This window comes from Tautonia plasticadhaerens (assembly GCF_007752535.1).
GTDB lineage: Bacteria > Planctomycetota > Planctomycetia > Isosphaerales > Isosphaeraceae > Tautonia > Tautonia plasticadhaerens.
On sequence record NZ_CP036426.1, the window covers coordinates 4,596,210 to 4,620,465 of the forward strand.

The 24,256-nt window shown below is 69.3% G+C and carries 12 protein-coding genes; 3 read left to right on the plus strand and 9 right to left on the minus strand.

Annotated elements, in window-relative coordinates; all coding sequences use genetic code 11:
* Positions 1-823: 823 nt before the first annotated feature.
* Positions 824-1,882 (minus strand): 23S rRNA (adenine(2503)-C(2))-methyltransferase RlmN, encoded by a 1,059-nt coding sequence (gene rlmN, locus ElP_RS18525; protein WP_145271792.1) that lies wholly within the window; start codon positions 1,880-1,882, stop codon positions 824-826.
* Between the two features lie 316 nt (positions 1,883-2,198).
* Between rlmN and ElP_RS18530 the strand changes: the two genes are divergently transcribed.
* The 3 genes from ElP_RS18530 (at position 2,199) to ElP_RS18540 (ending at position 5,480) form a co-directional block, all read left to right on the plus strand.
* Positions 2,199-3,806 carry a trypsin-like peptidase domain-containing protein gene (locus tag ElP_RS18530; protein ID WP_145271794.1) on the plus strand — a complete coding sequence of 536 codons (1,608 nt, stop codon included), beginning with the start codon at positions 2,199-2,201 and terminating at the stop codon, positions 3,804-3,806.
* 259 nt (positions 3,807-4,065) lie between these two features.
* Complete coding sequence (locus ElP_RS18535) at positions 4,066-4,830, plus strand: DUF6655 family protein (RefSeq protein WP_145271795.1); 765 nt, start codon at positions 4,066-4,068, stop codon at positions 4,828-4,830.
* 119 nt (positions 4,831-4,949) lie between these two features.
* Positions 4,950-5,480, plus strand: coding sequence for an adenine phosphoribosyltransferase (locus ElP_RS18540; RefSeq protein ID WP_145271797.1), 531 nt, complete (start codon positions 4,950-4,952; stop codon positions 5,478-5,480).
* A 20-nt stretch (positions 5,481-5,500) separates the two neighbouring features.
* Here ElP_RS18540 and ElP_RS18545 read toward each other — a convergent pair whose 3' ends face one another.
* The 8 genes from ElP_RS18545 to ElP_RS18580 all read right to left on the minus strand — a co-directional run bounded on the left by ElP_RS18545 (position 5,501) and on the right by ElP_RS18580 (position 24,227).
* Positions 5,501-5,878: a hypothetical protein gene (locus tag ElP_RS18545; protein WP_145271799.1), complete on the minus strand. Its 378-nt coding sequence runs from the start codon at positions 5,876-5,878 to the stop codon at positions 5,501-5,503.
* Between the two features lie 15 nt (positions 5,879-5,893).
* Complete coding sequence (locus ElP_RS18550; protein WP_145271801.1) at positions 5,894-8,809, minus strand: BamA/OMP85 family outer membrane protein; 2,916 nt, start codon at positions 8,807-8,809, stop codon at positions 5,894-5,896.
* 404 nt (positions 8,810-9,213) lie between these two features.
* Positions 9,214-10,455 (minus strand): DUF1559 family PulG-like putative transporter, encoded by a 1,242-nt coding sequence (locus ElP_RS18555; protein ID WP_145271803.1) that lies wholly within the window; start codon positions 10,453-10,455, stop codon positions 9,214-9,216.
* 135 nt (positions 10,456-10,590) lie between these two features.
* The gene (locus ElP_RS18560) at positions 10,591-17,319 is read right to left on the minus strand and encodes a hypothetical protein (protein WP_145271805.1); all 6,729 of its coding nucleotides are present in this window, start codon (positions 17,317-17,319) and stop codon (positions 10,591-10,593) included.
* A gap of 74 nt (positions 17,320-17,393) precedes the next feature.
* Positions 17,394-19,415, minus strand: a complete 2,022-nt coding sequence (locus ElP_RS18565) for a PulJ/GspJ family protein (RefSeq protein WP_145271807.1) — start codon at positions 19,413-19,415, stop codon at positions 17,394-17,396.
* Positions 19,416-19,498: 83 nt separating this feature from the next.
* On the minus strand, positions 19,499-20,953 hold the full coding sequence (locus ElP_RS18570; RefSeq protein WP_145271809.1) for a type IV pilus modification PilV family protein: 1,455 nt from the start codon (positions 20,951-20,953) through the stop codon (positions 19,499-19,501).
* Positions 20,954-20,961: 8 nt separating this feature from the next.
* Positions 20,962-22,572: a type II secretion system protein gene (locus ElP_RS18575; RefSeq protein WP_197446162.1), complete on the minus strand. Its 1,611-nt coding sequence runs from the start codon at positions 22,570-22,572 to the stop codon at positions 20,962-20,964.
* Positions 22,572-24,227 (minus strand): type II secretion system protein, encoded by a 1,656-nt coding sequence (locus ElP_RS18580; protein WP_197446163.1) that lies wholly within the window; start codon positions 24,225-24,227, stop codon positions 22,572-22,574. Before ElP_RS18580 ends, ElP_RS18575 begins: the two co-directional genes overlap by 1 nt.
* Positions 24,228-24,256 lie beyond the last annotated feature (29 nt).

The window sequence follows — 24,256 nt, forward strand, 5'->3', positions numbered from 1 at the left end:
CGGGGGGTCGTTCGAGGACGACCAGGGGCGGGGGGGACCGGCAACGCCACGCTTCATTGTGCGGGAAGGACCCAAGAGATTCAACCTTGCGGATTCGACCCCCCTCGTCCCCGTCCCCGGCCCCTCGCCCCCTCCCCCGCGATTTTGTGACTGCCCGGGCCCCCCGCCACGATGATATTGAGGGGGGCCACCCGCCTCGGGCCCCGCCCCCCTCGATCCGCTCGTTGACAACCCGCATCACACCGAATGCTCGTCCCCATCATCCACCCGGAGCCTCGGCCCCTTGCGACGCCTCATTCACCGAAACGAACCGGGGCATCTCCACGCAACATCTTCTCCAGAAATCGATTATGCCAATAATGGCCTCGAATTCGTTGCGCACCTTGCCGATCTCGACGGGCGAGCGCCCCGGGGCCGACCGCCGGGGGTTCCCGCACCGACCGCTCGCGGGATGCCGCCCCCGCCCTGCCGAGGATGCCGAGTCCCTCGGGACCGGCCGTCTCCCGAAACGAATGCCGCGCGATTTCCGCAAACCCATGCCAGAAAAACGATTATCCCATTTCGACTTTGGCGCACTGCGGCGCACCAGCCTACATCCCTTCCCCGAACGGGGACGCCGGGGCGATCCTTCGCCTTGGTGCCGCGATGGGCCGTCCGACGACCTCGCCTCCCGGGACGAGGCCCGGCGGATCGTCTCCCGAAACGAGGAGTGGCGAATCGACCGAAGTCGAACGCGGGCAGGAGAATTCGGCGACCCGGCCGGAGCGCATCGGGGCGCACCGGGCCGATTCGGATCCCCGATCCGGGTGACTCGGGGGGGTGGTCAGCTCGTCCCGGCGAGGGTGCCGCAGGCGGCCCGGATGTCGGCGCCCCCGGAATACCGGCGGACGACCGGCTGGCCGAGGTGGCGGGTCAGGGCGTCCCGGAACGCGGCCAGTTCGGCGGGGGAGGGGGGGCGGAAGCGGCCGGTGGGGTCGGTCACGTCGATCAGGTCGAACCGGACGGGGGTGTCCCCCACCAGCCGGCCGATCGCCTCGGCGTCCTCCTCGCCCACGTTCTCGCCGCCGATGCAGACGTAGGAGAGGTTCACCCGCTCCCGGCGGGCCTCGGCGTGGCGGCGGGCGGCGGCCATGACCTCGGCCACGGGGGTCCGGGCGGCGATCGGCACGAGCTTCGCCCGCGTCTCGTCGGTGGCGGCCCCGAGGCTGATCGACAGCCGTATCGTCCGGCGCTCCCGGGTGAACCGGTCGATCTCGGGGACGAGGCCGACCGTGCTCACCGTCATCGCCTTGGCCGAGAGGGACCCGCCGAAGGGGCAGCGCAGCAGGTCGCCGGCCCGCATCACCCGGTCGTAGTTCAGGAAGGGTTCCCCCATGCCCATGAACACGGTGCCCGTCACCCGCCTCCCCTGCGACCGGGCCAGGTCCCGGGCCTGGACCCACTGGTCGACGATCTCCCAGGTCGCCAGGTTCCGCCGGGCCTCCATCCGGGCGGTGGCACAGAAGGCGCAGGCCATGGGGCAGCCGACCTGCGAGGAGAGGCAGACGCTGACCGCCCCCGGCTTGTGCAGGGGGATCAGGACGGTCTCCAGGGGCAGCCCGTCCCCGGTCCGGAACAGGAGTTTCTGGAATCCGTCGGCGGGGGAGGTCTCCACCCGCTCCAGGGCCAGGCGGGGCAGGGGGGGCCAGTCCCCCACCAGCCGGCGGGGGACCTGGAAGCGCCGGGACCAGACGCCCGGGTCGTGCTCGCCGTGCTGGAGGATCGCCGCCAGCAGCCGCCGGGGGGCCTCGGGGGAGGCGCCGACGGAGGAGGCCAGGGCGACCAGGGCGTCGGGGTGGCGGTCCCTGGGGTCGAACGGCCCGGCGATGTCGCGTCGATCCATGGGATCCCGAGGGCTTGGTTCCGAGTTGCCGAACGACCCGATGCCTCTAAAGTAGGGAGATGCCCGGCCGAAGGACAAGATGGGATCCCGAGGGGCCGCCCCCGGTCCCCCAGGCCCCGACCGATCAAACCTTTCCCCGTGGACGTTCGTAACGGTAGAGAACTGGCACTCCAGCCCGGCCCGGCCCGTCCCGACCTCGGGGCGGGCCCCTGCTCCTGTCGAGGACCCGGATCGACGCCGGCCGATCGGGTCGGCAGGGAGGGGCGGGCCCGCGTGCCAGCGATCGACCAGTCGAGACTCAAGGAGTTTCCCGCACATGAGACAGAACAGAGTGGCCTGGGCGGCCCTGGTCGTGTCGGCCGCCGCCCTGATCGGGTCCCAGAACTGGCATCGGACCGTGCCGGCCGGGCCCCAGTTGCCCCAGGAAGGGCTGGCCGAGGCCAAGCGGCTCTCGGCGGCCTTCGAGGCGGTGGCGGAGTACGTCGGACCTTCGGTCGTGCAGATCAGCGTGCAGCGCGCCCCCGAGCCCCGCCGGGGGGGCGGCGAGGGCGGCCCCCCGGGCGGGATGAACCCCCGGGAGATGACCCCCGAGCAGCTCGAGGAGTTCTTCCGCCGCTTCTTCCCCGACGGGCCCGGCGGCGGCCTTCCCGAGGAGTTCTTCCGCTTCGAGCCCCAGCAGTTCCAGGTCGAGGGGACCGGCTCCGGCTTCCTCTACGACGAGCAGGGGCACATCCTGACCAACAACCACGTGGTCGAGGGGGCCGACGGCGACGGCGACATCCGCGTCAGCTTCTCCGACGGCAGCTCGGCCGACGCCACCGTCGTGGGCACCGACCCGGCCACCGACGTGGCCGTGATCAAGGTCGACCCCAAGGCCCTGGAGGCCGAGCCCCGGCCGATCCGGGTCGGCTCCAGCGACGAGCTGCACGTCGGCCAGTGGGTCCTGGCCGTCGGCTCCCCGTTCGGCCTGAGCCAGACGGTGACCGCCGGGATCATCTCGGCCACCAATCGCAACGCCGTCGGGATCCTCGACCGGGACGGCTACGAGGACTTCATCCAGACCGACGCCGCCATCAACCCGGGCAACTCCGGCGGCCCGCTGGTCGACATCGAGGGCCGGGTCATCGGCATCAACTCGGCCATCGCCACCCGGACCCGGGCCAACGCCGGGGTCGGCTTCGCCATCCCGATCAAGCTGGCGAGCTACGTCGCCGACTCGATCATCCAGGACGGCAAGGTCCGGCGGGCCGTGATGGGCGTGCAGATCTCCCCGCTGCTGCCGGAGCTGGCCGAGCAGTTCGGCATCGACCCGGAGATCGACGGCATCCTCGTCAACGAGGTCTTCCCGGGCACCCCCGCCGCCGAGGCCGGCCTGGAGCCGGGCGACGTGATCGTCGGCTTCAAGGGCCGGGAGGTCGACAGCGTGCCGGACTTCCGGCTCGACGTCTCCACCAGCCCCCTGGACCAGGACCTGGAGCTGTCCTACATCCGCGAGGGCGAGCGCAAGACGGCGACCATCAACCTCGCCCCCGCCGAGGAGGTCGAGATGCCCTCCTTCGCCCGGGCCCCCGACCGGACCCGGCCCCAGGAGGCCCCCCGCGTCGAGCTCGACCGCTTCGGCCTGGCGCTCCAGGACCTCTCCCCCGAGCTGGCCGAGCAGTTCGGCCACGAGGAGGGGACGACCGGTGTGCTCGTCCGCAGCGTCGAGCCCGGCTCCCCGGCCTTCGCCGAGGGGATCCAGGCGGGCGACCTGATCACCAAGGTGATCAAGGACAAGAAGCCCCAGGACGTCACCGACCTGGAGTCCTTCGGGCAGCTCGCCGGCGACTCCGGCGACCTGGCCGTCTACGTCCAGCCCCCGTCGGAGCCCGGCCGCTTCGTCGTCCTGAAGCCCGGATCCGGGGAGTCCCCCGAGGACGACTGATCCCCGGGGCCCGGGGCCCGGCGGGATGACCCGCTCCACCCACCCACCGCCCGGGCGGCGGCGCCGATCGACCTCCCCGGCCGATCGGCGTTGACCGCCCGGGCGGTCGGCGTTACCCTCCGGGGCAGTCGACCGGGCCGACGATGCCCGGGTCGGCCGATCCCCCCGCCCCCGACCCGGATCCCTCCCCGTCGAACGCCTCCCCCCTCGGAATCCCGGATCCGGCATCCCCCAGGACAGGACCAGGAGGGCCCGCCCGATGAGCATGGAAGCCGAGGCCAGCCCGCGCCGACCCCGGGCGATCCTGGCCGCGACCTGCCTGGTCCTGGCCGGCTCCGCCGGCTGCGGCAGCACCCGGATGAGCCACACGTCCCGGACCGGCACCGAGCAGCTCCTGCTGACCAACGCCTGGGACCAGGCGCTCGGCCAGGTCGACTTCCGCCCGCTCATCGGCGTCCCCGTCTTCCTGGAGACCAGCTACCTGGAGGCCATCGACAAGGGCTGGGTCACCTCCAGCCTCCGCCAGGCGATGCTCGCCCAGGGCGTCCTGCTCCGGGAGGAGAAGGAGGACGCCCAGTGGATCGTCGAGCCCCGCACCGGGGCCTACGGCACCGACGACTCCGAGATGCTCATCGGCATCCCCCAGATGAACGTCCCGGCCACGATCCCCGGCCTCCCCGCCGGATCAGTCCCCGAGATCCCCCTGATCAAGAAGAGCGACCAGCACGCCGTCACCAAGCTCGCCCTCTTCGCCTACGACCGGGCCAGCGGCCAGCTCGTCTGGAACTCGGGGACCGTGATCGGCGCCTCCAACGACAAGAACCTGCACATCGGCGGCCTCGGGCCGATCCAGTCCGGCTCGATCCGGGGCGGCACCGAATTCGTCGGCGTCAAGATCCCGATGACCGCCCATGAGGACGAGCAGGCCCCCCACGAGCAGGGCGGCGGCGCCGTCCCGTTCTCCGAGCCCGCCATCCGGGGCCCCGCCGAGGTCCTGGACCGGGACGACTTCCTGCCCCGCTGATGGCCGATTTCCGGGGCCGGGGTGACTGCCGGGCCGCCGTCGAACGAGACGATTGGTATCCTCGACGACGGCCCTGGGCCTCACCCCGATCCGCAACGCCCCCGGAGCATCGCAACCGTATGAGCGCGACCGACGGCATCACCCTCGACGACTACATCCGCAACATCCCCGACTTCCCCAAGCCGGGCATCCAGTTCAAGGACATCACCCCGCTGCTCTCGCATCCCGAGGCGTTCCGGGCCGCCGTCGAGCGGCTGGCCGCCCCCTTCGCCGACCGCGGGGTCGACGCGATCGCCGCCGCCGAGGCCCGGGGCTTCCTCTTCGCCGCGCCGATGGCGATGACCCTGGGCGTCGGCCTGGTGCCGATCCGCAAGCCCGGCAAGCTGCCCTTCACCACCGTCTCCGCCGAGTACGCCCTGGAGTACGGCAACGACCGCCTGGAGATGCATAGCGACGCCCTCGAGCCCGGCCGCCGGATCCTCGTCGTCGACGACGTGCTCGCCACCGGGGGCACCATGAAGGCCTGCTGCGACCTCGTCCGCAACGCCGGGGCCGAGGTCGTCGCCTGCGCCTTCCTGATCGAGCTGGGCTTCCTCAAGGGGCGAGAGAAGCTGGAGCCGTACGAGGTGTTCAGCCTGTTGAGCTACTGACCGGCCGAGAGGCGGTCGCCTCAATCGTGCAAAAGAACCCGCTCGACCTCGCCGCGCCCCTCGAACTCGACTCGGAGCCGGTACAGCCACGGGGTGGAACCGAAGCGGTGCCCGAGGTCGACCGAGTACGACATCGAGTCCTCGGTCCGATCGTCGGGGGGGCCGAGGAGGTCGAGGACCTGCCCCCGGTCGAGGCCGAGCAGTCGGCCGCTCGATTCCAGGTCCCTGGTCATCCGCCCCCGATCGAGTCGATCGCCCGCCCGCCACCCCGGGGCGTCAAACTCCCGGGCGGCGAAGAAAGGTTCGTAGAGCGGCGGGGTGAGCCGGACGATCACCGCCGCCGAGGCGACCAGGAGGCCAACTGCAAAAAGGATCACGTCCAGACGCCGCCGCCTCATGGTGATCCTCGACGCTCAATAGAATGCCCCGATGAAGAACGTGAAGATCCGCTCGCGGTCGTCCGGGCCCTTCACCACCGGGAAGGCGATGTCGAACGCCAGGGGCAGCGGCCCGAGGGCCGGCAGGGTGACGCGGAGGCCGGTGCCGACGGCGACCCGGTAGTCGGTGATGCTGTAGCTGTTCTCGACCGTGCCGGTGTCCGTGAAGACGACCGCCTGGAACTGGTCGTTGGCCGTCAGCGGGAACTGGTACTCGAGCGAGCCGAGCAGCGTCATGATGCCGCCCACGTTCGACCCCAGGATGTAGGGCCCAACGCCGCGGTAGGCGAAGCCCCGGAGGCTGCGGAAGTCGCCGGCGTAGAACCGCTCATACAGCGGGGTGTCCTGGCCGGAGATGCCGAAGAACCCCCTCATGCTGAGGATGTGCTTGCCGGTCTGGTCCGGGCGCTCCCGGATGGTGAAGTGCTGGCGACCCTCGACGGTGAACTTCGGGAAGGTGAAATCGCCCCAGCCCTGCTCATAGGCGAATTCGAGGTAGGAGCCCTCGCTGGGGAGGAACGGGTCGTTCCGGTTGTCGAAGTGGATCGACGGGCGGAGGGTGGCGAGGAAGGTGGAGCCGGAGGCGGCGTAGAACTCGGCCGGGGCCGGGGTGCGGAAGTCGGAGATGTTCACGTCCTCGACCCTCACGGCGAGGTCGGCGTACGTCTGGGTGCCGAACTGCTTGCCCAGGGCGAACCGGCCGCCGCCCCGGGCCTCGTTGAAGTCAGGATAGAAGCGCGAGAACGTGTACCCGGAGACATTCAGGCCGATCCGGCGGTTGAACAGGTCCGGTTCCCGGAAGCTGACCACCGCCCGGTTGATCAGGGTGCCCGGGGACAGCTCGAGCCGGAATTCCTGCCCGGCGCCCCGGAAGGCCTGGCCGTTGAGCAGCTCCCGGAAGGAGCGGGGGACGTTGAACAGGTCGAAGTTCCGCTCGTGGAGGATGAAGTTGCCGCTCAGGCCGCCGAAGCTCGTCGCCCCGACGCCCAGCAGGATCCGGCCCGTGGGGGCCTCCTGCACCTCCACGTCCAGGTCGGCGAACGACCGGCCGCCGCCCCGGGGCTCGACCTGCGTGGCAATGTCGGCCAGCGACCGGTTGGCGTAGGGCTCCTGGCGGTCGGGGCCGACGTCGGAGTAATTCATGCCGGGCATGCTCGGGAACGTGCCCCTCGGGGTGCCTTCCGGGGACGGCCGGGCCGTCCCCGCGCCGGGGGCCGGCCCCGGGGCGACGATCGGCGGCACGTCGATCGGCGGCAGGGCGCCGGGGGCCGGGTCGAACGCCCCCCCGGAGCCGAAGGGGACGACCGAGGCCGGCCCGTCGCCCGGCGCCAGCGGCATGGAGCCCGCCGGGGGGAGCGGGGGGAGGTCGGGTACGGGGGGGGCGAAGTCGTCGGGGGTCTGGAAGCGGGTCCGGCGGATCGGCTTGGCGTCGTCCGCCTCCGCCCCAGGTTCGGCCTCGGGCCCGGCCGGGTCGGGCCCCTGCTGGAACCGGGCCTGCTGGATGATCTCGTCCAGCTCGGGCATGGCGATCTCGCCGTAGGGCATGTCGTGCCCCCGGCGGTTGGTGATCATGAGCTTGATCGGGTCGCCCTGCTGCGGGTCGGTGACGAAGTAGTTCAGGTTCCCGAGCCGCTTGCGGGCCGCCTCGAGGCGTCGGCCGTCGAGCGGCTCGCCGGGCAGGAGGCCCGAGGCGGTCAGCTCCCGGAGGATGACCTTGGCCCTCGTCCGGTCATTCCCCTTGATGTTGATCCGGCCCAGGAGGTAGCGCTCCCCCTCGTCGATGTTGTAGACGAGGTCGACCACGCCGGGGGTGTCGGTGAACCGGGGCTCGGGCTGGATGTTGATGTCGATGCAGCCGACCGCCGTGTAGCGCTCGGTCAGGGTCATCAGGTCGCGCTGGCGGAGGGTATCCTTGAGCGGCTCGCCGGAGTGCAGGACCAGGCCCTCGCGCAACTGGTCCTCGGAGAGCAACTCCTGCCCGTCGAACGTGACGTCGCGGACGGAATATTCGAGCCCCTCGGAGATGACGAAGCTGAGCCTCAGGTCGCCGACCCGGTCGTCGTGGCGGACGACCGGGGTGCACTCGCAGTCGAAGTAGCCGATCGACTGGTACAGCTCGATGACCTTGCGGGCGTCCTCCTCGGGCCCCTCGCTGTCGTACCGGCCGCCGATCAGGCCGAGGATGGGGGGCTTGGTCCGGATCTTGGTCATCAGGCTGGCGTCGGAGAAGACGGTATTCCCCTCGAACTCGACGGCGCCGACCTTGAACTTCGGCCCTTCGAAGATCTCGAAGACCACGCGGCGGTCCTCAGGCTCTCCCCCCTCGATCAGCCGGACCTCGGCCTGGAGATATCCCTTCTCCTCGTAGAGGCGGCGGATCTGGGAGACGGCGGAGCGGGTCCGGATCGAGTCGGCCCGGGCCCCGGCCTTCAGGCCGGTGGATTCCTCGAGCTTCGACTCGCTGATGGCCGATCGGCCGCGGTATTCCACGGCCTCGATGACCGGCATCTCGACCACGTTATAGATGAAGATGATGCCGCCACGCTCCGGATCCTCGAGGAAGGTGGCGCGGACGTGGGAGAACCACTGCGTGTTCTTGAGCGACCGGAAGTCGCTGTCGACCACGTCGGGGTCCAGCGGCCGTCCGGGGCGGGTCAGGATCTTGGCCCGGATCCGGGGCTCGGCGATCGACTCGTTCCCCCGGATGCGGACCTCGGTCACCATCCGGCCGTACTGGTCGTCGGCGGTCGCCGCGCCCAGGGCCAGGAGGCAGAGGGCGAGGGCCGCGATCGTCGGCCGGGCGGCGTCGGGCACCGGGGACGGCGCGCCGTCCGGGTCCCCCCGGCCCGGGGTCCGTTGCGATCGCGGTCGATGACGAAGGCTTGCGCTCATGGGCTCTCGATCCCGAGCGTTCCCGACGGCGCCGGGCCGACCCCACCGGGTCGACTGGCGCCGTCGGCCTGTTCCTGCCGATTGTCCTTCCGACCGGGCTCGACGCGAAGGCGGGGGCAAGCCCCCGGGGCTTCGAGAGGTGGGCGCGAGGAGGGGATTCGCGTCGGGCGCCGATCGGATGCGCGAGCCGGGACCATCCGTGGCCCGACCCGCTCGATGTCGTTGCGAGCTTTTACCGCAGACCGCCCGGCCTGGCAAGGTCGGTCAGGCCGCCCGCGTCTCGGCCCGCGACGGCGCTCATCAACAAAAAGACCCCGCGACCGGGAAAGTTCCCGGACGCGGGGCCGTCGATCGATCGATTTCGGAGTGAGGAGGGCCGGTCCCGGCCGACGAGATTTCCCGGATCAGTCGCCGGTGATCTCGGCCTGGCCGACCGGGAGCTGCTTGTAGGCGGGCTGCAGGCTCTGGCCGCCGGGGGTGAGGATCTTGGCGAAGACCGCGCCGTCGATCGTCTCGCTGACGACCTTGGACGAGCCGTCGCACATGACAACCACCATCACGCCGGGATGGCGGCTGTTCGGGAACGGGTGGGCGCCCTCGGTCAGCACCGTCCGGCCGTAGCCGATGTTCTCGAAGGTCTGGAGCTGGTTCGCCCGGAGCCAGCCCGGCCCATCGACCACCTTGCCGTCGGTGGTGGTCGTGGGCACGAACGGGGCGAGGTCGCCAACGGTCGTGCACGTCGCGGACCCGGCGGGCCCGGAGCAGACGTCGTCGGAGGCCGTGAAGGCGACGAAGTTGGGGTGGGCGGCGGCCCAGTTCGTGATCGGTGTCCCGCCCGTGGCCGTGGCCCCCTGGGCGAACGGGCTGGCGACCGAGGCACCCGCGAGGATGTTCTCCGTGATCAGCAGCGTGGTGCTCAGGCCGTCGGCGACGGCGGCGATCGTCGTCTTGTAGTCGTTGGTCGTGCCGCCGTCCAGGGTGCCCGGCCACATCAGGCCGGTCTTCTTGGCATCCCCCTGGCTCCAATCCATGTGCGCCGTGGTGCTGGTGTTACCGCCGCCGCTATCCGCGGTCCAGCCGAGCTGGGTCCACCAGGCCCGATTGAACCCCGAGTTGCAGACGTAGGTCAGGTTCCCCTGATTGGCCAGGGTCGTGTCGTCGTTCGGGCAGGTGAGGATCCCGATGTCCGTCGAGGAGAGGGTGAGGTTGTTCGACGTGCCGCCGTCCGTATCGGTGGCGTAGTAGACGCGGTTGCGGTTGTACTCGTTGTAGAGACTCTGCTGCTCAATGTAAGGCAGGATGTCGACGACCCAGCTGTAGAGCGGCCCCACGTCGTGATTCAGGCCGGACGTCGGGTCGGCCGGGGTCACGCGTGCGAGGTTGTTGCTCAGGAAGTTCGCCATCTCTGTCCCCTGGGCGTCGGTGGTGCCCCAGGTGACGGAGTTCGGGAACGTGTTCTTGGCGTTGATGAAACCGCTGATCGCCAGGCCGAGCTGACGCTGGTTGTTCAGGCACTGGGTGCGCCGGCCGGCCTCTCGGGCGGCGTTGACGGCCGGCAGCAGCAGGCCGACGAGCACGCCGATGATCGCGATGACCACCAGCAGCTCGATCAGGGTGAAGCCGGGACGGCGGCGACGGGTCGACATGGGGTTCTCCCTCACTCCGAAAGGGTCGATGGGATCTCGTACAAGTCTATCGGCCGGAGAGGCTTCGGGGCAAGCCGATCGGCCTCGATCGGCCCGCCCCGGTCGCCTCGCCCGGCCCACGAGAGGGCCGGCCGATCACTCGATCCGCCGGCTCCAGAGGACGACGTCGCGGTACTGGCCCGGGTTCCTCGGGTCGTAGCCCGTGGCCCGGGACCGGTCGAGGATGAAGAACATCCGGTGACGCGCGATGTTGCCCGAGGCCGAGCCCAGCTCCGGCCCCAGTTCGTCGGGGACCAACTGTGCCCGGTCCCCCGGCCGGACCACTTCGAAGAACCCGACCGTCACCCAGACGGCGAACTGGTGGGTCCTCGGGGTCGTCAGGTTGGTCATCTTCTGGATCAGCTCGGTCCGGTAGTACGGGTGCCGACGCATGTCCAGGAAGGGGCCGATGGGATCGGGGCCCGAGGCCGAGGGCGGCGTCGGCACGAAGGTCCCCCCCAGGTACGACACTCCCACCGCGGGTGGCCCCTCGGACGTGGTCGTCGTCTGGGGCGGGAAGAGGGTCGTTGGGGTGGCGCCGCCGCTCATGCCGATCGAGGGCAGCGGCCGGGCCGTGTTCGCCGCGTTCACGTCGGCGATCGGCACGTAGTGGGTCGGGTTACTGTCGTTCGCGATCGTGCCGACCGCGGCGTTCGAGCCCGAGAACCGGCCGACGACTGCGGTCGCCGCGTTCTGATCGTGGTCGAGCCCGTAATCGAAATTCGGGGCGGTGCTGGTTTCGTTGCTGATCCCGTAGTCGGGCACCTGGAAGAGGCGCCTCGGCGGGACGGGCGGGACGATCGGGAAGCCGATCGGCGGGATCCTGGGGAAGGTCGAGACCACCTGGGTCCTGAGGGCGGGGTAGTAGCTCCTCGGGTTCGCCGCGACGGGGCGGTAGAGGAACCCGGGGTCGAGGTGCCGGTTCCTCAGGCCCGGATCGAAGGCGTAGGGATTGACATCGAGAACCGGGTTCGTGAAGGCCGATGGCTCCATCGTCGCCGGCCGCAGCAGGGTGGATTGGATGTAGGGGTAGGCCAGCGAACGATACGGCCGGTCCCTCGAGACCTTTTGGTCGTCGTTGCCGGCGATCGCCCCCGGGTAGGGCGCCCCGGTGGCACCGTCGCCATAGGCGAAGAGGAATCCGGAGCCGCCGTGACGCTGCTTCAGGAAGTCGGCGAACGGCAGCTTCATCCCGCCTTGGGGATAGTTCAGCGAGGTCGGCTCGGTGCTCAGGAATTGCCCCGCGGCGTCGGTGGTGAAGACCGTGACGCCTCGATTCGCCATCGGGTACGATGCGGTCGGGGTGCCGTTGAGGTCGACCTGGGTGACGACCCGCGGCATCGAGGTGTTATTCGAGTTCTGGATGCGGCCGATCACGTTCCCCGCGTCCAGCAGCCGAGGGTCGTCGAGCAGGCCGAAGAAGACCTCCTCGTCGACGATCAGGTTCGGGTTGAGCAGGCCCGGTCGGAGGTCCTGGCGGTACCAGTCGAAGTTGACACCCTGGGCCACCGGGCCGATCGCGTCGAGGACCGGCGACGGCACCTCGAAGAATTCGAGCATCCGGTGCCAGCCGGCCGAGGTCGGCCCGCCGACGCGGTGCCCGTCGCCTGCGACACTCGGGTCGATCACGGTCCTCGGGTCGGACGTGTAGAAGAACTTGTCGACGAGGTAGGGATAGCTCCTCACCTCGGTGTGCTCGATCGCCGGCGAGACGCCATTGGTCGGTGCGTTTCCCGGATCGGCCGCATCCTCGGCCCAATGCCCGGGGACGAAATCGAAGTCGATCGATCCCCCCGAACGCGACGTGGGGGGGAGCCGGTAGAAGGCGCCTCTCGTGGTGATGGTGTCGCTGGTGGCCGGGGTGTACGCCGGTGCCGCCGCGATGCGCCTGGCGAACTGCTGCGGAATCGTCAGGGCCGGCGACCCCGGCTGGAGTCGATCCGGCGGCGGAGGCTGCGAGGCGAATTGCTTGGTGAACAGCCCCGGCGGGCTGCCGGGCACGAGCATCAGCTCGGCGACGCTCATGAAGTCCCGGTCGTTGAAGACGACGTAGTCCCAGGCCTCCTGGAAGTCCTCGTCGTTGGTCCCGTCATCCAGTTCGTAGCGACCGGCGCGGTTAGGATCTTCCAGGGTGTGCCTGATGTCCTCGGTCGTCGCGACCTGGTTCATCCCGCCGAGGTTGTAGTAGGTCTCGTCGCCGCCCCCCGAGCGGATCGCCCTGGCCTGCTCGGAGGTCCCATAGATGTACAGCGGGCTCAAGCGATCATCCGGGTCGGGGACGATCTGGCCGCCCCGGAAGGGCTGCGGCCGTTCGATCGCGTAGATCGGCTGAGTTGGCGAGTTCAGCACGACAGCCGTGCCGGAGCTCTCCTGTCCTCGGCCATCCGACGCGCTGAAGGGGAAGCGGATCGAGTCGACGACTACCAGCGGGTTGGTGTTCGGGTCCGGCGGCAGGAGCGGGTTGGCCGGCCGTCGGAGGTAGAGCCAGTGGTAGAGCCCCTCCTTCCGGTCGGTGCCGTCGGGCTTCTTGAAGGGGGAGGCGTCGGAAGTCGCCGCCGCGTCGACGTACGAATCGGGGATCAGGTCCCAATCGTCGGGATCGAAGAACTTGCCGTCGTTGTCGTCCCGGAGTTCATCCTCGAGCAGGTCATCGAGGGGAGGGGGGGTGCCGGTGCCGCCGAAGCGGGTGCCGCCGATGACGAAGTAACTGGCCGGATCCCCGATCTCGTCGGGATCCATCGCCGGAACGCGCTTGTCGAGGCCGCCGCCGGTGCCGTCGAAGGGGGAAACGGTCGCGAAGTCGATGTAGCTGCGCCTCCGCTCGTCGAAGCTGGTGCCGGTGTCATTGGGCTCGACCGCCTTGCCCGTGCCGACGACGACCGGCCGGGCCTGTTCCGGGGGCAGGGCGGTAATCTCGGCGGCGGTCCCGGCGAAGTCATCCGGCAGGACCGGAGGCGCGACCCCGGCGACCTGGGGGACCTGCCCGGTGATCGGGTCCGGCCGGACGTAGACCGGGTGGTAGTAGGGCGTGCCCGGCGTCGGGGCGCCGACCGTGGGGTCTTCCCGGACCAGCACGAAGTCCCAGTACTGGAGGTCGAGGTCGGCCGGGTCGTGGCCATCCGGCTGGTCGGCATCGTCGATGCCGTCCTTGGTCAGCATGTTGACCAGCTCGATGTAGAACCGGACCGCCGGGGAGTTCGTGGCGGGCCCGCCCGGGTCGAAGTAGTTGAACCGGAACGCGAGCACCTCGTTGAGGGCGACCGGCTGGTATTCCATGCCGTAGGTCGTCAGGCGACGGGCCAGGGGGTTCTCGTAGGCGCCGAGCCCCGCCTCTCCGGCGTCGAGCGTGGGATCGTAATCGACCACGCCGTCGCCGTCACTGTCGACGTTCAGGTCGGGAGCCCCGGTGTCGAGGTAGGGGAGGTGGATCGACGGCGGGTAGTTGTTGGAGCCGTCTCGACGCGCCGGCAGGTGGAGGAGGTCGGGGTTCTCCCAGATGGTGATCGTGTTGTCCGGGTCGCGGAAGTCGATGATGTTGACCACGAACTGCCCGAGCTGGGCCAGCTCGTGCGGCGTGTCGATCGACTGGGGCGGCAGGATGAGCTTGAGCGTCTCGTAGGTCTCGCTGATCCACTTCTGCCGGACCGGCTCGTACGGGTCGTACGAGTGCGGCAGCGGGTGGTTCAGGTTGATCCGCCGCCCGCGGTGGTGGATGTTGGGCGTCTGCAGCCCGAGGAGGTCGATCGACGCCGACGCTCCCGCCGCGAACCGGGCGTTGACCTGGGCAAGTTGCTGGCGGGCGGACGGGGCGCGGGCCGGGTCGCCGGCCGACAGATAGGGGGCGGACAGCGAGGTGTCGAAGACGTTGCCGACGCCGTCCGGGTTGTCGTGGGCGAACGTGGCGTCGATCCGGTCCCAGGTCTCGACGCTGAACAGGCGGCGGCGGGTGAGGCTGTCCGCGGCCTCGACGAAGCTGATGGGCGCGAGCTGCGCGAGGCGGCTGTCCAGCTCGTCGCCGTCGACGTCGTGGCTGCGGTAGAGCCACTCCAGGTCCGTCAGCCCGAACGGGGCGTCGGTGCCGTCGGGCTGGTAGAGGTTCATTTCGTTCGGGTCATTGTAGAGCAGGCTCCCCGTCAGCGGGTAATTGTGCACCGGGGTGGCTGGAACGGCGGCGGGGGCACCGGCGGGGATTGGACCCAGGAGGCGAGAGTTCTGCCTGCTGTTCACGGCATCGGTGAAGGTCCCGACATAGGCACCGTTGGCCGTGTCGAACAGGTTGTCCGGGGGCAGCGGAAGGTTCGGGTTGGCCGGATCGCGCGGCGCATAGCCGCGATTTGAGGCGGGATTGCCTGCCGCATCGGGGGCGGTGCTGCGGTCGTAGGGCATGGCGGCCATGTGGGACGCGTTCGTGCCGCCCGGGGCCCGGAACGACTCGAAGCCGCGGTATTCGTTATGACGCGATCGGGCCAGCGGGTAGGACGGCCGATTGGGGGCCGAGGTCCGATTCTCGTTCGGGATCAGCCGGGCGGGGGCCCCTCCGCCATCGGCGTTGTGGATGCTCCGGCCGGCGGCGCCGAACACATCGTAGTCATCGACATCGAGCGGCACGCCCGGTGGTCGGAAGTAGTGGAAGAAGCCGACACGTCCCTTGGAATCGGGGCCGATGTCCGGCGGGAGGAGCGATGCCGGGTCGTTCGGGACGCGGTTGAAGCGGTACACCTGGCCGACGCCGGTCGGGTCGATTGGAGTGACAAACCGCTGGTAACGCTCGGAGGCCAGCAACGGCATCCCCTGTGGCCCGGGGATCAACCCCGCCGACAGGTCAAGGTAAAGATTACGCCGGATCGCCGGATCAAAGGTTTGGTCCGCATAGTATTGGCCGGCCTCGGGGCCATAAAGCTGCGGATCAGACGGGTCAGGGCGGGGAGGCGCGAAGTCGTACGTGTCGTAATTGTCGTCGATGCCGTCGACTCGATACTGTGAGTCCGAGAACGGCGAGTAGCCCGGCTGGACCGGGTTGCGGTCGGAGAAATTCAGCGCCCGGTGAAGGGGGCCGGCAACGATGTCGCCGCCCGTGTTGGCCGCGTTCAGCTGGGGCGGCACGGCGTTGGGTTCACCCCAGCGGCCGGGCACGACTGGGGAGCCCGAGCGTTCGACGGGATCGGTGGGATCCTCGTCATTCACGTTGTTCGCAAATCCGATCCTCCTGCCTTGCACCAGGACCGAATTCGCATCCGCGTTGTTCTCGTCGAACGGCCGGGTGCCGGTCAGCAGGCTGCGGAGTTGGGTCAGGCTGACGGGGATGTGCCGATACGAGGCGCCGGGGTAGACGGCGTCGTCGAACTGCTGGTGGAGCGGCTTCTGCTCGTCCGGCACGTTCACGCCGCCGACCAGCGTGCTGTCGAGGGTGTTCTGGAGCCCGTAGCTCGGGTTGATCTCGCTCGGCGAATAGCCCAGGTGCGAGGCGTGGCTGAACAGCGGCATGCCCGCCTCGTCGACGTTCGGCGTGGCCGGGTCGTCGACCGCGAAGCGGTTGTTGAGGTTACCCGCGGTGTTCAGCGGCATCCGGCCGTTGAGCCCGAGGACCATGAACGAGAAGAGCGGCTTGTAGAGTGTGCCGTCGTCGGCCCGCTGGGCCGGGTAGCCGAGGTCCAGCCAGACCGAGTCCGGCTGGCCGTCGCCGTCGTTGTCGACGTCGTAGGTGATCGTCCCGTCGGCGTTCGGGCTCAGCGCGCTGAAGCCGGCCGTGGGGTGGTCGACCGGCCGGGGCCGCAGGATCTTGGAGACGGCCCGGACCGACCGGAATCGATCGGCCGTATTCACTGCGTAGTTCTGCGGCCCCGGGAATGTCATGTCCGTGAGCACGCCGGGGTTGGCCGGGTCGTGATCGACGAGGATGCCGGGCCGGTGGAACGACGGGATCACGGTCCGGCCGTCGGCGCTCTGCACCGCGAGGAACCAGTTCTCCAGGTCGGGCGCGTCGTAGTCCTCGTCGACGCCGATGCCGGAGGCGTTCAGGTCGAAGGGCGCGACCGCATCACGGTTGCCGTTGAGGAGACCGCCGCTGAGGCGGAAATTGCCGAACTGCGCGGCCTGGGCGTTCCCCGCGCCGACGACGGAACTCTGGGATGTGACGCTGTTCAGTGCCGCCATGCCCGTGCCGTTGAACGCGTGGCGGAAGCGGCTATCGAGCTCGAACTGCATATTGGCGAGCGGCCGGGTCAGCAGGGGGTTGCCGCCGGAGTCCCTGGGCATGACATGGACGCCGGACAGGTCGAACTGATAGACACCCCCAACCTCGCGCTGATTGGTGACCTGGAGGGTGTGCGAGGCGCTCGCCGGACTGACGTTCGGTATGGCGTCCAGTTGCGGCAAGCGGAGGTACCAGGAGATGTAATTGAAGCCATTGAAGGGGAGGTTCGTCGTGACGGTCCAGCGGATGGTGTTGCCGCTGGTCGCGGGAGTCCCCGTGGGGGCCGGGTTGCCGGCGATCTGGAGCGGTTGGCCGGTCGGAGTTTGATCGAGGAAGCCGTTGGCGTCCCCGTCGCTGCCGTACATGTCGCGCTTCAGGCCGTGACCATAGAGCGCGGACATGGGGTTGGAGGTGTCGTTGATGAGCTGGCCGATGGCGTAGTTGAACAGGGCGTCGACGCGGGGGCGATTGAGCTTCTTGCTATAGCTGCGGGCGGCGCTGCGGGCCTGGCCGCTGAAGGTGGCGAAGGAGACGCCGATGACCGCCAGCAGGCCCATCATCGCGAGCACGAGGATGAGGACCACGCCGCGGCGGCGGCCGGCGGGGCTTCGGGTTCTGCTGCGGGCGTACATCGCTGGGTTCCTTTCGACGGATCCTTCGGGCCCCGGCGCGGCTCACCGAGGGGAGGGGGAGGAGGTTGCCGCGGTCAGAGCTTGTCCGTGAAGTCCTGGCGGATCGTCAGCACCTTGGCCCGCGAGTCGTCGGGCGCGGCCAGCCGGATCTGGATCTGGATGCCGAACAGCGGCGACGGATAAGGCGGCGGGTATGACGGGTACAGCGGCCGCTCCGGGGGATCGGCGTAGGGACCGGCCTCTAGGGGGTTGATCCCATGGAGCGGGGCGAACGCGTAGTCGGTCGACCAGCTATCCCAGGTCCGCCGCATGCGGACGGTCGCCGTGGAATTCTCCCCCAGCAGTGAGTTCGCTCGCAGCAGATAGGTGATCGCCTGGGGGTCGACTCGATTATCGATGGTGAGCGGCGGAATGCGGCCCTCGTGGCCGAACGTCACTTCCTCGCCGACGGCGGTCCCGAAGGTCCGCTCGCCGCCGAAGGTCGCGGAATTGGTATTGGTCTGGCGCTTGAACCTGGCCGCGTAGCCGAGGTCGTCGTAGCGAGGGGGCTCGTTCCTGCCGTTCGCGGGTTGAGGAGTTATTTGAGCGGTTGTCGAATTCTCCTCGCCGAAGTTCGCATGGGGGCCGTAGAGGAAGTAGTTCGGATCCAGGGCCTTGACGTCGAAGCTGCGGACGTTGGTCGCGAGCAGGTCGTCCTGCAACGCGGCGAAGCCCGGGACGTCATCACCGATCGAGGGGGCAGGATTGGGCGGAGTCATCCTCCCTACCCTGTCGGAGTACCAGTGGTCCTGCGGGGGGAGCCATTCGAGATTGTTCGCGGCCTGGAGCCGGGAGAGGCCGTAGGCCTGGATCCCGATGCCACGGGTGAGGTCATTGAATCCGATTCGCTTGGTCGCGGCGTGCCAGTCGGGATCGCGCGTCTCGGCCCAGGTCGGGAAGCCCCACCAGGTCCACCGCTCGGCGGCCACGTCCGGGACGGGCAGGTTGTCGCCCAGGTCGAGCGGCGCGTGGTTCGAATTCACCGGCCGCAGCGGATTCGTCGCGTTCGGCATGCCCAGGTAGGGGCCGAGGTTGATCGAGGCCGGAGTGACGAACGAGTTCGGCTTCGAGTACGCGCCGGGGAAGAGGAAGGGGAAGGCCCACCGGTCGGGGACTCGAATCGAGGCGATGGAAAGCTGATGGGTCGGATCGTTGATGTACCCCGCGTCCCATGCCCCGATCGTCAAGGTCGGGTAGTAGTCAGCGACCCCGTTCTCGTTCCGGTCGTCGAATTGACCGTCGGGCACCCCGCCGACGAGCGTCCCGACGGGGTTCCTCGTGAAATAATCGTCGGCGAAGCGAGGCCGGAAGGCCCGGTTGTGGCGGTTGGTTAGGTCGCCGAGCGTGTTCGGGACGGGGACACCCGTGTCCGTGATCGGGTTCCCGTTGGCGGCTAGCGTGATGCTCGACGGGGGGCGGACCGAGACATCATTGGCGCCCTGCCAGCTGACGAGGGTCCCGTCGATGTTGAAGGCGCCGCCGCGGTAGAAATATTGGCCGGTGGCAGGATCCAGATCGACCACCAACGAGTCCTTCCGATCCGGCACGACGAGCAGGACGCGGCGATAGAGGTTGCCGTTGCGGAGGAAGTAGATGATCTCGGCGTGGTCGCTGGTGATCGTAGTCGGGGCGTAGCGGGCCTGGTTGGCTCGCGGGTGGCCGGCGGGATAGACGCCGCGCTGGAGCATGATCCGGCCGGTGAAGGGCTGGCCGGGGGGGGCCTTGGCGGTGAAGCAGAGGATGTCGTCGGTGTCCTCGCCCTGGGCGTCGGCGAAGGAGTTCTCGATGTACTCGAAGTAGCCGAGGTTGTGGTTGGGGTCGAGCGGCGGGGTGAACCGGGCGGTGACGCCTCGGAGATCCTGGCGGATCACGGCGTCGACCCGTCGTGTGACCGAGGCCATCTCCTGGTCGGTCCGCGCGATCGTCATGCCCTCGGTCGCCGCCGTGAACAGGGCGACGATGATCGACATGATGAGCAGCATCAGGGCGATCGTCACCATGAGTTCGACCAGCGTCAGGCCCCTTCGGGCCGTCGGCCGGGCTGTCGGGCGTCGCATCGAGGATCCCTCGCTTTGATTCGAGTACGCGTCACGTCGCGGGAGGCCGGCCCTTCCCGGGCCGGCCGGGGGCCGACGGGAGGCTATCGGCTATAGAGCAGGGTCGAGTGGACGTTGACCACATACGGGTTGATCAGGGCCGCCTCGTGGATGACGGGGACGACCTGCCCGCCGGCGACCGTGAGCCTCGTCTTGGCCTTCACGGGTGAGTCGATGCGGATGATCATCCGGCGGTGGTTCGGGTAGGCCTGGTCGATCTCGGGCTCGCCGACCCGGACGACGCGGTACCAGTTGCAGCGCTGGCCGGGGTAGCGAGTCCCCCCGCCGCCGGGCACGAACGGGTAGTTGGCGACGGAACGTGCCTGGTAACGTTCATAGGTGACGTCGGCGATCCAGCCGCCCACCCGGACCCTGGGGTCGGGCGTCGCCACGTCCCAGCGGAGCAGGACGGTCCGATCGTCCCCCTGGCTGTAGCCGTTCGCGTCGATCGCGCTGGGGGAGCCGGTGTGGCCCCAGACGGCCTCCACGACGCGCTCGTCCAGGGGGACGCTGGCCCGGCGGCTGGGGTCCCGGTCGCCGGCGCCGTCGTAGGGGGCCGCGACGGAGCCGAACCCGATGGGACGCTTGTGGAAGATGACGATGTCGGCCTCGTAGGCCGAGGCGTCCCCGGCCGACGCCTGCCGGGCGGTCAGCATCCAGGTGAACTCCCAGGTGCGCTGGGACTCGTACAAGCCAGTCTCGCTGAACGGGCCGGCGAAGTTCGTCGGGACGAGCGGGCTATTGGCAGAGACGTTGCCCGAAACATCGACACCGACATCGGCCCCAGCCTCGTCGAAGACGACGTCGTCGAGCGAGGCGAGGGCGTTCCCGGCCTGCTCGGAGGTCTCGGCGATGCCCGCGCTGGTCGGCAGCGAGTAGGTCAGCGGCCAGCCGAAGGGACTCGCGTCATACGGCAGGAAATTGGTGATGCGCTGCAGCCCATGGGAGGCCGGCTGGGCGCCCTGGATCTGGCTGATCCCCGACCCGAAGCGGGCCTCGATGGTCCCCGGGGTCTGGGGGGGAGTGTCGCTCGCCGTGTCGTAGTGGACGGCCGACCAGAACAGCGGGTCGTAGGCCACCGGCAGGCCCCGCTGGAACGCATCGACGTAGACGCCCGGCGTGTTCGCCTCGTCGGCGACGTTGAAGTCCTTGTTGAAGGGGGTCGGCAGGTAGGCCGACCGGGAAACCGGCCAGCTGTTGTTCGGCGTATTCGCGGCCGACAGCGGTCCGGCCCCGCCGTAGCCGTAGCGGGCGCCGTACCAGCTGTTCGTCGGCTCGACGAACAACCGGAGGTCCAGCAGGTTGCGGGCGTTGGCCTCGGAGACCGCCGACTCGGCCAGCAGGGTCGAGCGCGAGTCCCGGGTGGCGTCCCGCATCCGGAGGATGGAGATCGGGAACAGGGCAGCGATCGACACGAAGCCGATGCCCATGATCATGATGGAGATCAGGATCTCGGTCAGGGTAATCCCCGACCTCGCGGCGTTCCGGCGGTTCTGCATCACGTCCCTCACTCCCCCCGTTGCTGCCGGATGGCCTCGACGTACGGGACGTCCTGCGCCGGCACGGCGCCGAATCCCGGATAGGCCACGGCCGTCGTGCTGAACTCGGCGATCGGGCTGACCGAGGCGTTCCCGGTCTTCGCCGAGATCGTCACCATCCGCCGTTCGCCTTCGAGGACCCGCGTCGTGACCGCCGGCGACGCCTCCCTCGGCACAGGCAAATAAGGATAGGCGGTCCTGTTGATGAGATCCGGCTCGAAGAGGTTGTCCCGCTCGGCGATCCAGAGGTGGTAGAACGAGAACTGGCCCACCCTGTTGAGCTGGTAGGGGGTCGCCGGGACCACCCTCCCGTCCGGATAGAACAGCAGGTCGACGTACCCCGTGGCCGGGTCGATCGGCACCCGAGACCGCTCGGGCGCGCCCGGGGCGACAGGACTCACCCCCCAGGCGGCAGTCGTCAGGTCGATCACGGCCGCCCCGGTCAGGCCGACCTCCCGCGCCCCGGAGGACACGAACGGACGCCGGGTGATCGAGTACGAGGTCGGAGTGCCGGTCCCGCCGTGGAGGAAGAAGGTGTCCGCCCCCTGGAACGAGAACGTGACGGTGGGGGTGGTGTTGTAGCTGCTCTGCCCGACGAACGAATCGAGCTCGTATTCGACGAGCAGCAGGTTGCTGCCCGGGGAGCTCGTCGGTCCCGCGGGGTTGAGCGGTGCCCCGGCGTCGGCATTCCAGAACAGCTCGTCGGCCTCGTCGACCCAGCTGTCCCCGTCGTCATCGATCCCGTTGAACCCCGGGTCGATCACGCCGTCGCCGTTGTTGTCGACCCCGTCGAAGGCCTCGTCGATGTAGCCGTTGGATGAGGCGTAATTGACGGGCGGGGGATCGTCCCGGCCGTTGACCACGTAGAGGAACTCGCGCCCCGCGAAATTCGAGATCCCCGTGCTCGACGGATTGAACACGTACTGGTTCGTTCCCGGCGTGCCGGAGGCGCCGGGGGCCAGGGGGGCATCGCGGTTGACGAACCGCTCCGGGTTGACGATGTTGCCCCCGGTATCCTGGAACGACCACATCGGGCCGGCCACGCGGTACTCGATGCTGGAATTCGCGAGGCGGACGGCATCGCCCTGCCGGATGTTGTAATGCCAGGCCGTGGGCGGCGCGGGGATGGCCCCGAGGCCTAACGCAACACTCGCAAGCTCTTCCTCCCTCATGCGAGCCATGAGGACCGGGCGGGCGACCTGGATGGTCGCGTTTGGATTGACCACCGCGACCTGCGACACGAGGAAGCCGGGGATGACCTCGCCCTCCGCGTAGTTCGGCAGGACTTCCAGCGGGACCATCCGGTTCGAGGCGATGATTCCAGTCCCGGTCGTGTCGTTCAGCGTCGGGTCCGGCAGCAGCCGGATGCCGGCGGGCTGGCCGCTGCCGGCGGCGCGGTCCTGGGTCGCGGTGAGGACGGCCTGGACGGTGCTGGCCGCCTCGCTCACGTCGCGCTCCGAGAGCGACGCGAGCACCGTCGGCAACGTCGCCGCGCTGACGAGCAGGATGATCGCCATGACGACGAGCAGTTCGGTAAGCGTCAGCCCCGACGGGCGGGGGCGTCGAGAGGCGAGGGCCATCAGCGTGCTCCCGTTCCGGTCGTGGTGAGGTTGTGGTTCGTGATGTCGTCGGCGCCCCATTCGTCCCGCATGAGGATCGAGTAGATCTCACCGCTCGGCTGGAGTTGGTAGAGCCCCAGCCGGCCTGCCTGCCCGGCCTCGTCGATCGTGAGCGGGCCGGCAGCCCCCTTGACGATCCGAGCGAAGGGGTTGGAACGGGCGGCCTGGTTCTCAAGCAGGATCATGCGTGCCGTGAATGCGTCGGGATCCGAGATGATCGCCGGCGGCTGGAGGCTCGTGCCCGAGTCATCGTAGAGGACCCCGAAGCTCCCGGTGCCGAGGCGGCCATCCGGCCCTGCCGAGGTGATGAGGAACTTCGTGAAGTAGGCCCGCCGCTTGTAGTAGTCGGTCCGGTCCCAGAGGCGTCCGGGGACGGCCTGGGGGACGTCGGCCTGAGGGTCGACGAGGCTGAAGAAGTGCTGCTGGAAGAGATTGGCCCGGCTGCTCATCTGTTCTGAACTGGGCGGGAGTCCGCCGCCCGCCTGCTCGACCATGTCCGCCCACCAGCCCGGCGCGACCAGGGACTGGTTCGGATCGATCGTATTCTGCTGGCGGGGCTCGACCCGATTCTGATACTCGCCCGCGCCCTTCTGGAAGCTCCGGTTGGAACCGAGGTCGGTGGTGTAGTAGGTCGGCCAGCGATAGAACTGGAGCGGCCGGCCCCAGGCGTCGACGAACTCCATCAGGCCGTCGTTGTCGGTGTCGCGGACCTCGCGATCGGTGAAGTCGTCGGGGCTGAATGCACTGCCCAGCGGGCCCGCCCCGCCGACGAGGATCGCGTAGAGCATCTCGGCCCGCGCCGTGACGTGGCTGTGGTTCTGGAGGCGGGCGTTGATCCGGGCGTTGAGGGCGGCGAAGTCGCCGCTGTCCATCTGGAATTCCGACGCCGTCTTCTCGTCGACCAGGCCGTTGCCGTCGTCGTCGCTGCCGTTGGAGCCGGCCTCCGGATAGCCGAGCTGCCGGGTCAGCGCCGCCATCACCGAGTAGGACCCGCCGAAGATGCCCTCGCCGGCGGGGGCGTTCGAAGTCCCCCCGAGCCCGTAGCGTAGGACGTGATTCTGAATGGGGGTCTGCGGTCTCGGGAGGGTAGGTTCGTCGTCGAACAGCCCGGCCGGCCGGCTCGACTGGACCCCATGCCCCAGGGGGAGCAGGTACCGGGCATAGGGGGAGGCAGCCGTCCCGAGGAACGAGGCCGAGGTCGATCGCGCGACCGGGAGGGCCGTCTCGGGGAAGAACGCCAGGCCGGCGAAGTTCAGCGGGTAGCGGTCGTCCGCCTGGACGAAGAACACGTCGGGCAGCTCCCGCCGCAGGTAGTCGATCTTGGCGATCAGCCGGGCCCGGTTGGGGGATTGCCGGTAGACCCTGGCCGTCCCCGAGGGCAGCTCCGTCATCGCCAGGTAGCGGTGGGCGACGTTGGCCGGCGGCCGTTGCAGGGAGAGGGCCTCGACGCGGTCGGCCATGGCGGCATCGAGCTTGAGGATCAGGGACTGCGTGCCCCGCTCCTCGGCCCGTCGCAAGCCCTCCCAGGAGGCGGCGAGCAGGAAGCTCATCAGGATGCCGATGATCACGATCACGACGCCCAGCTCGATGAGCGTGAAGCCGCGGTCCCGTCGCATCGTTCCCGTTCTCTGGGACGCTCGCATGG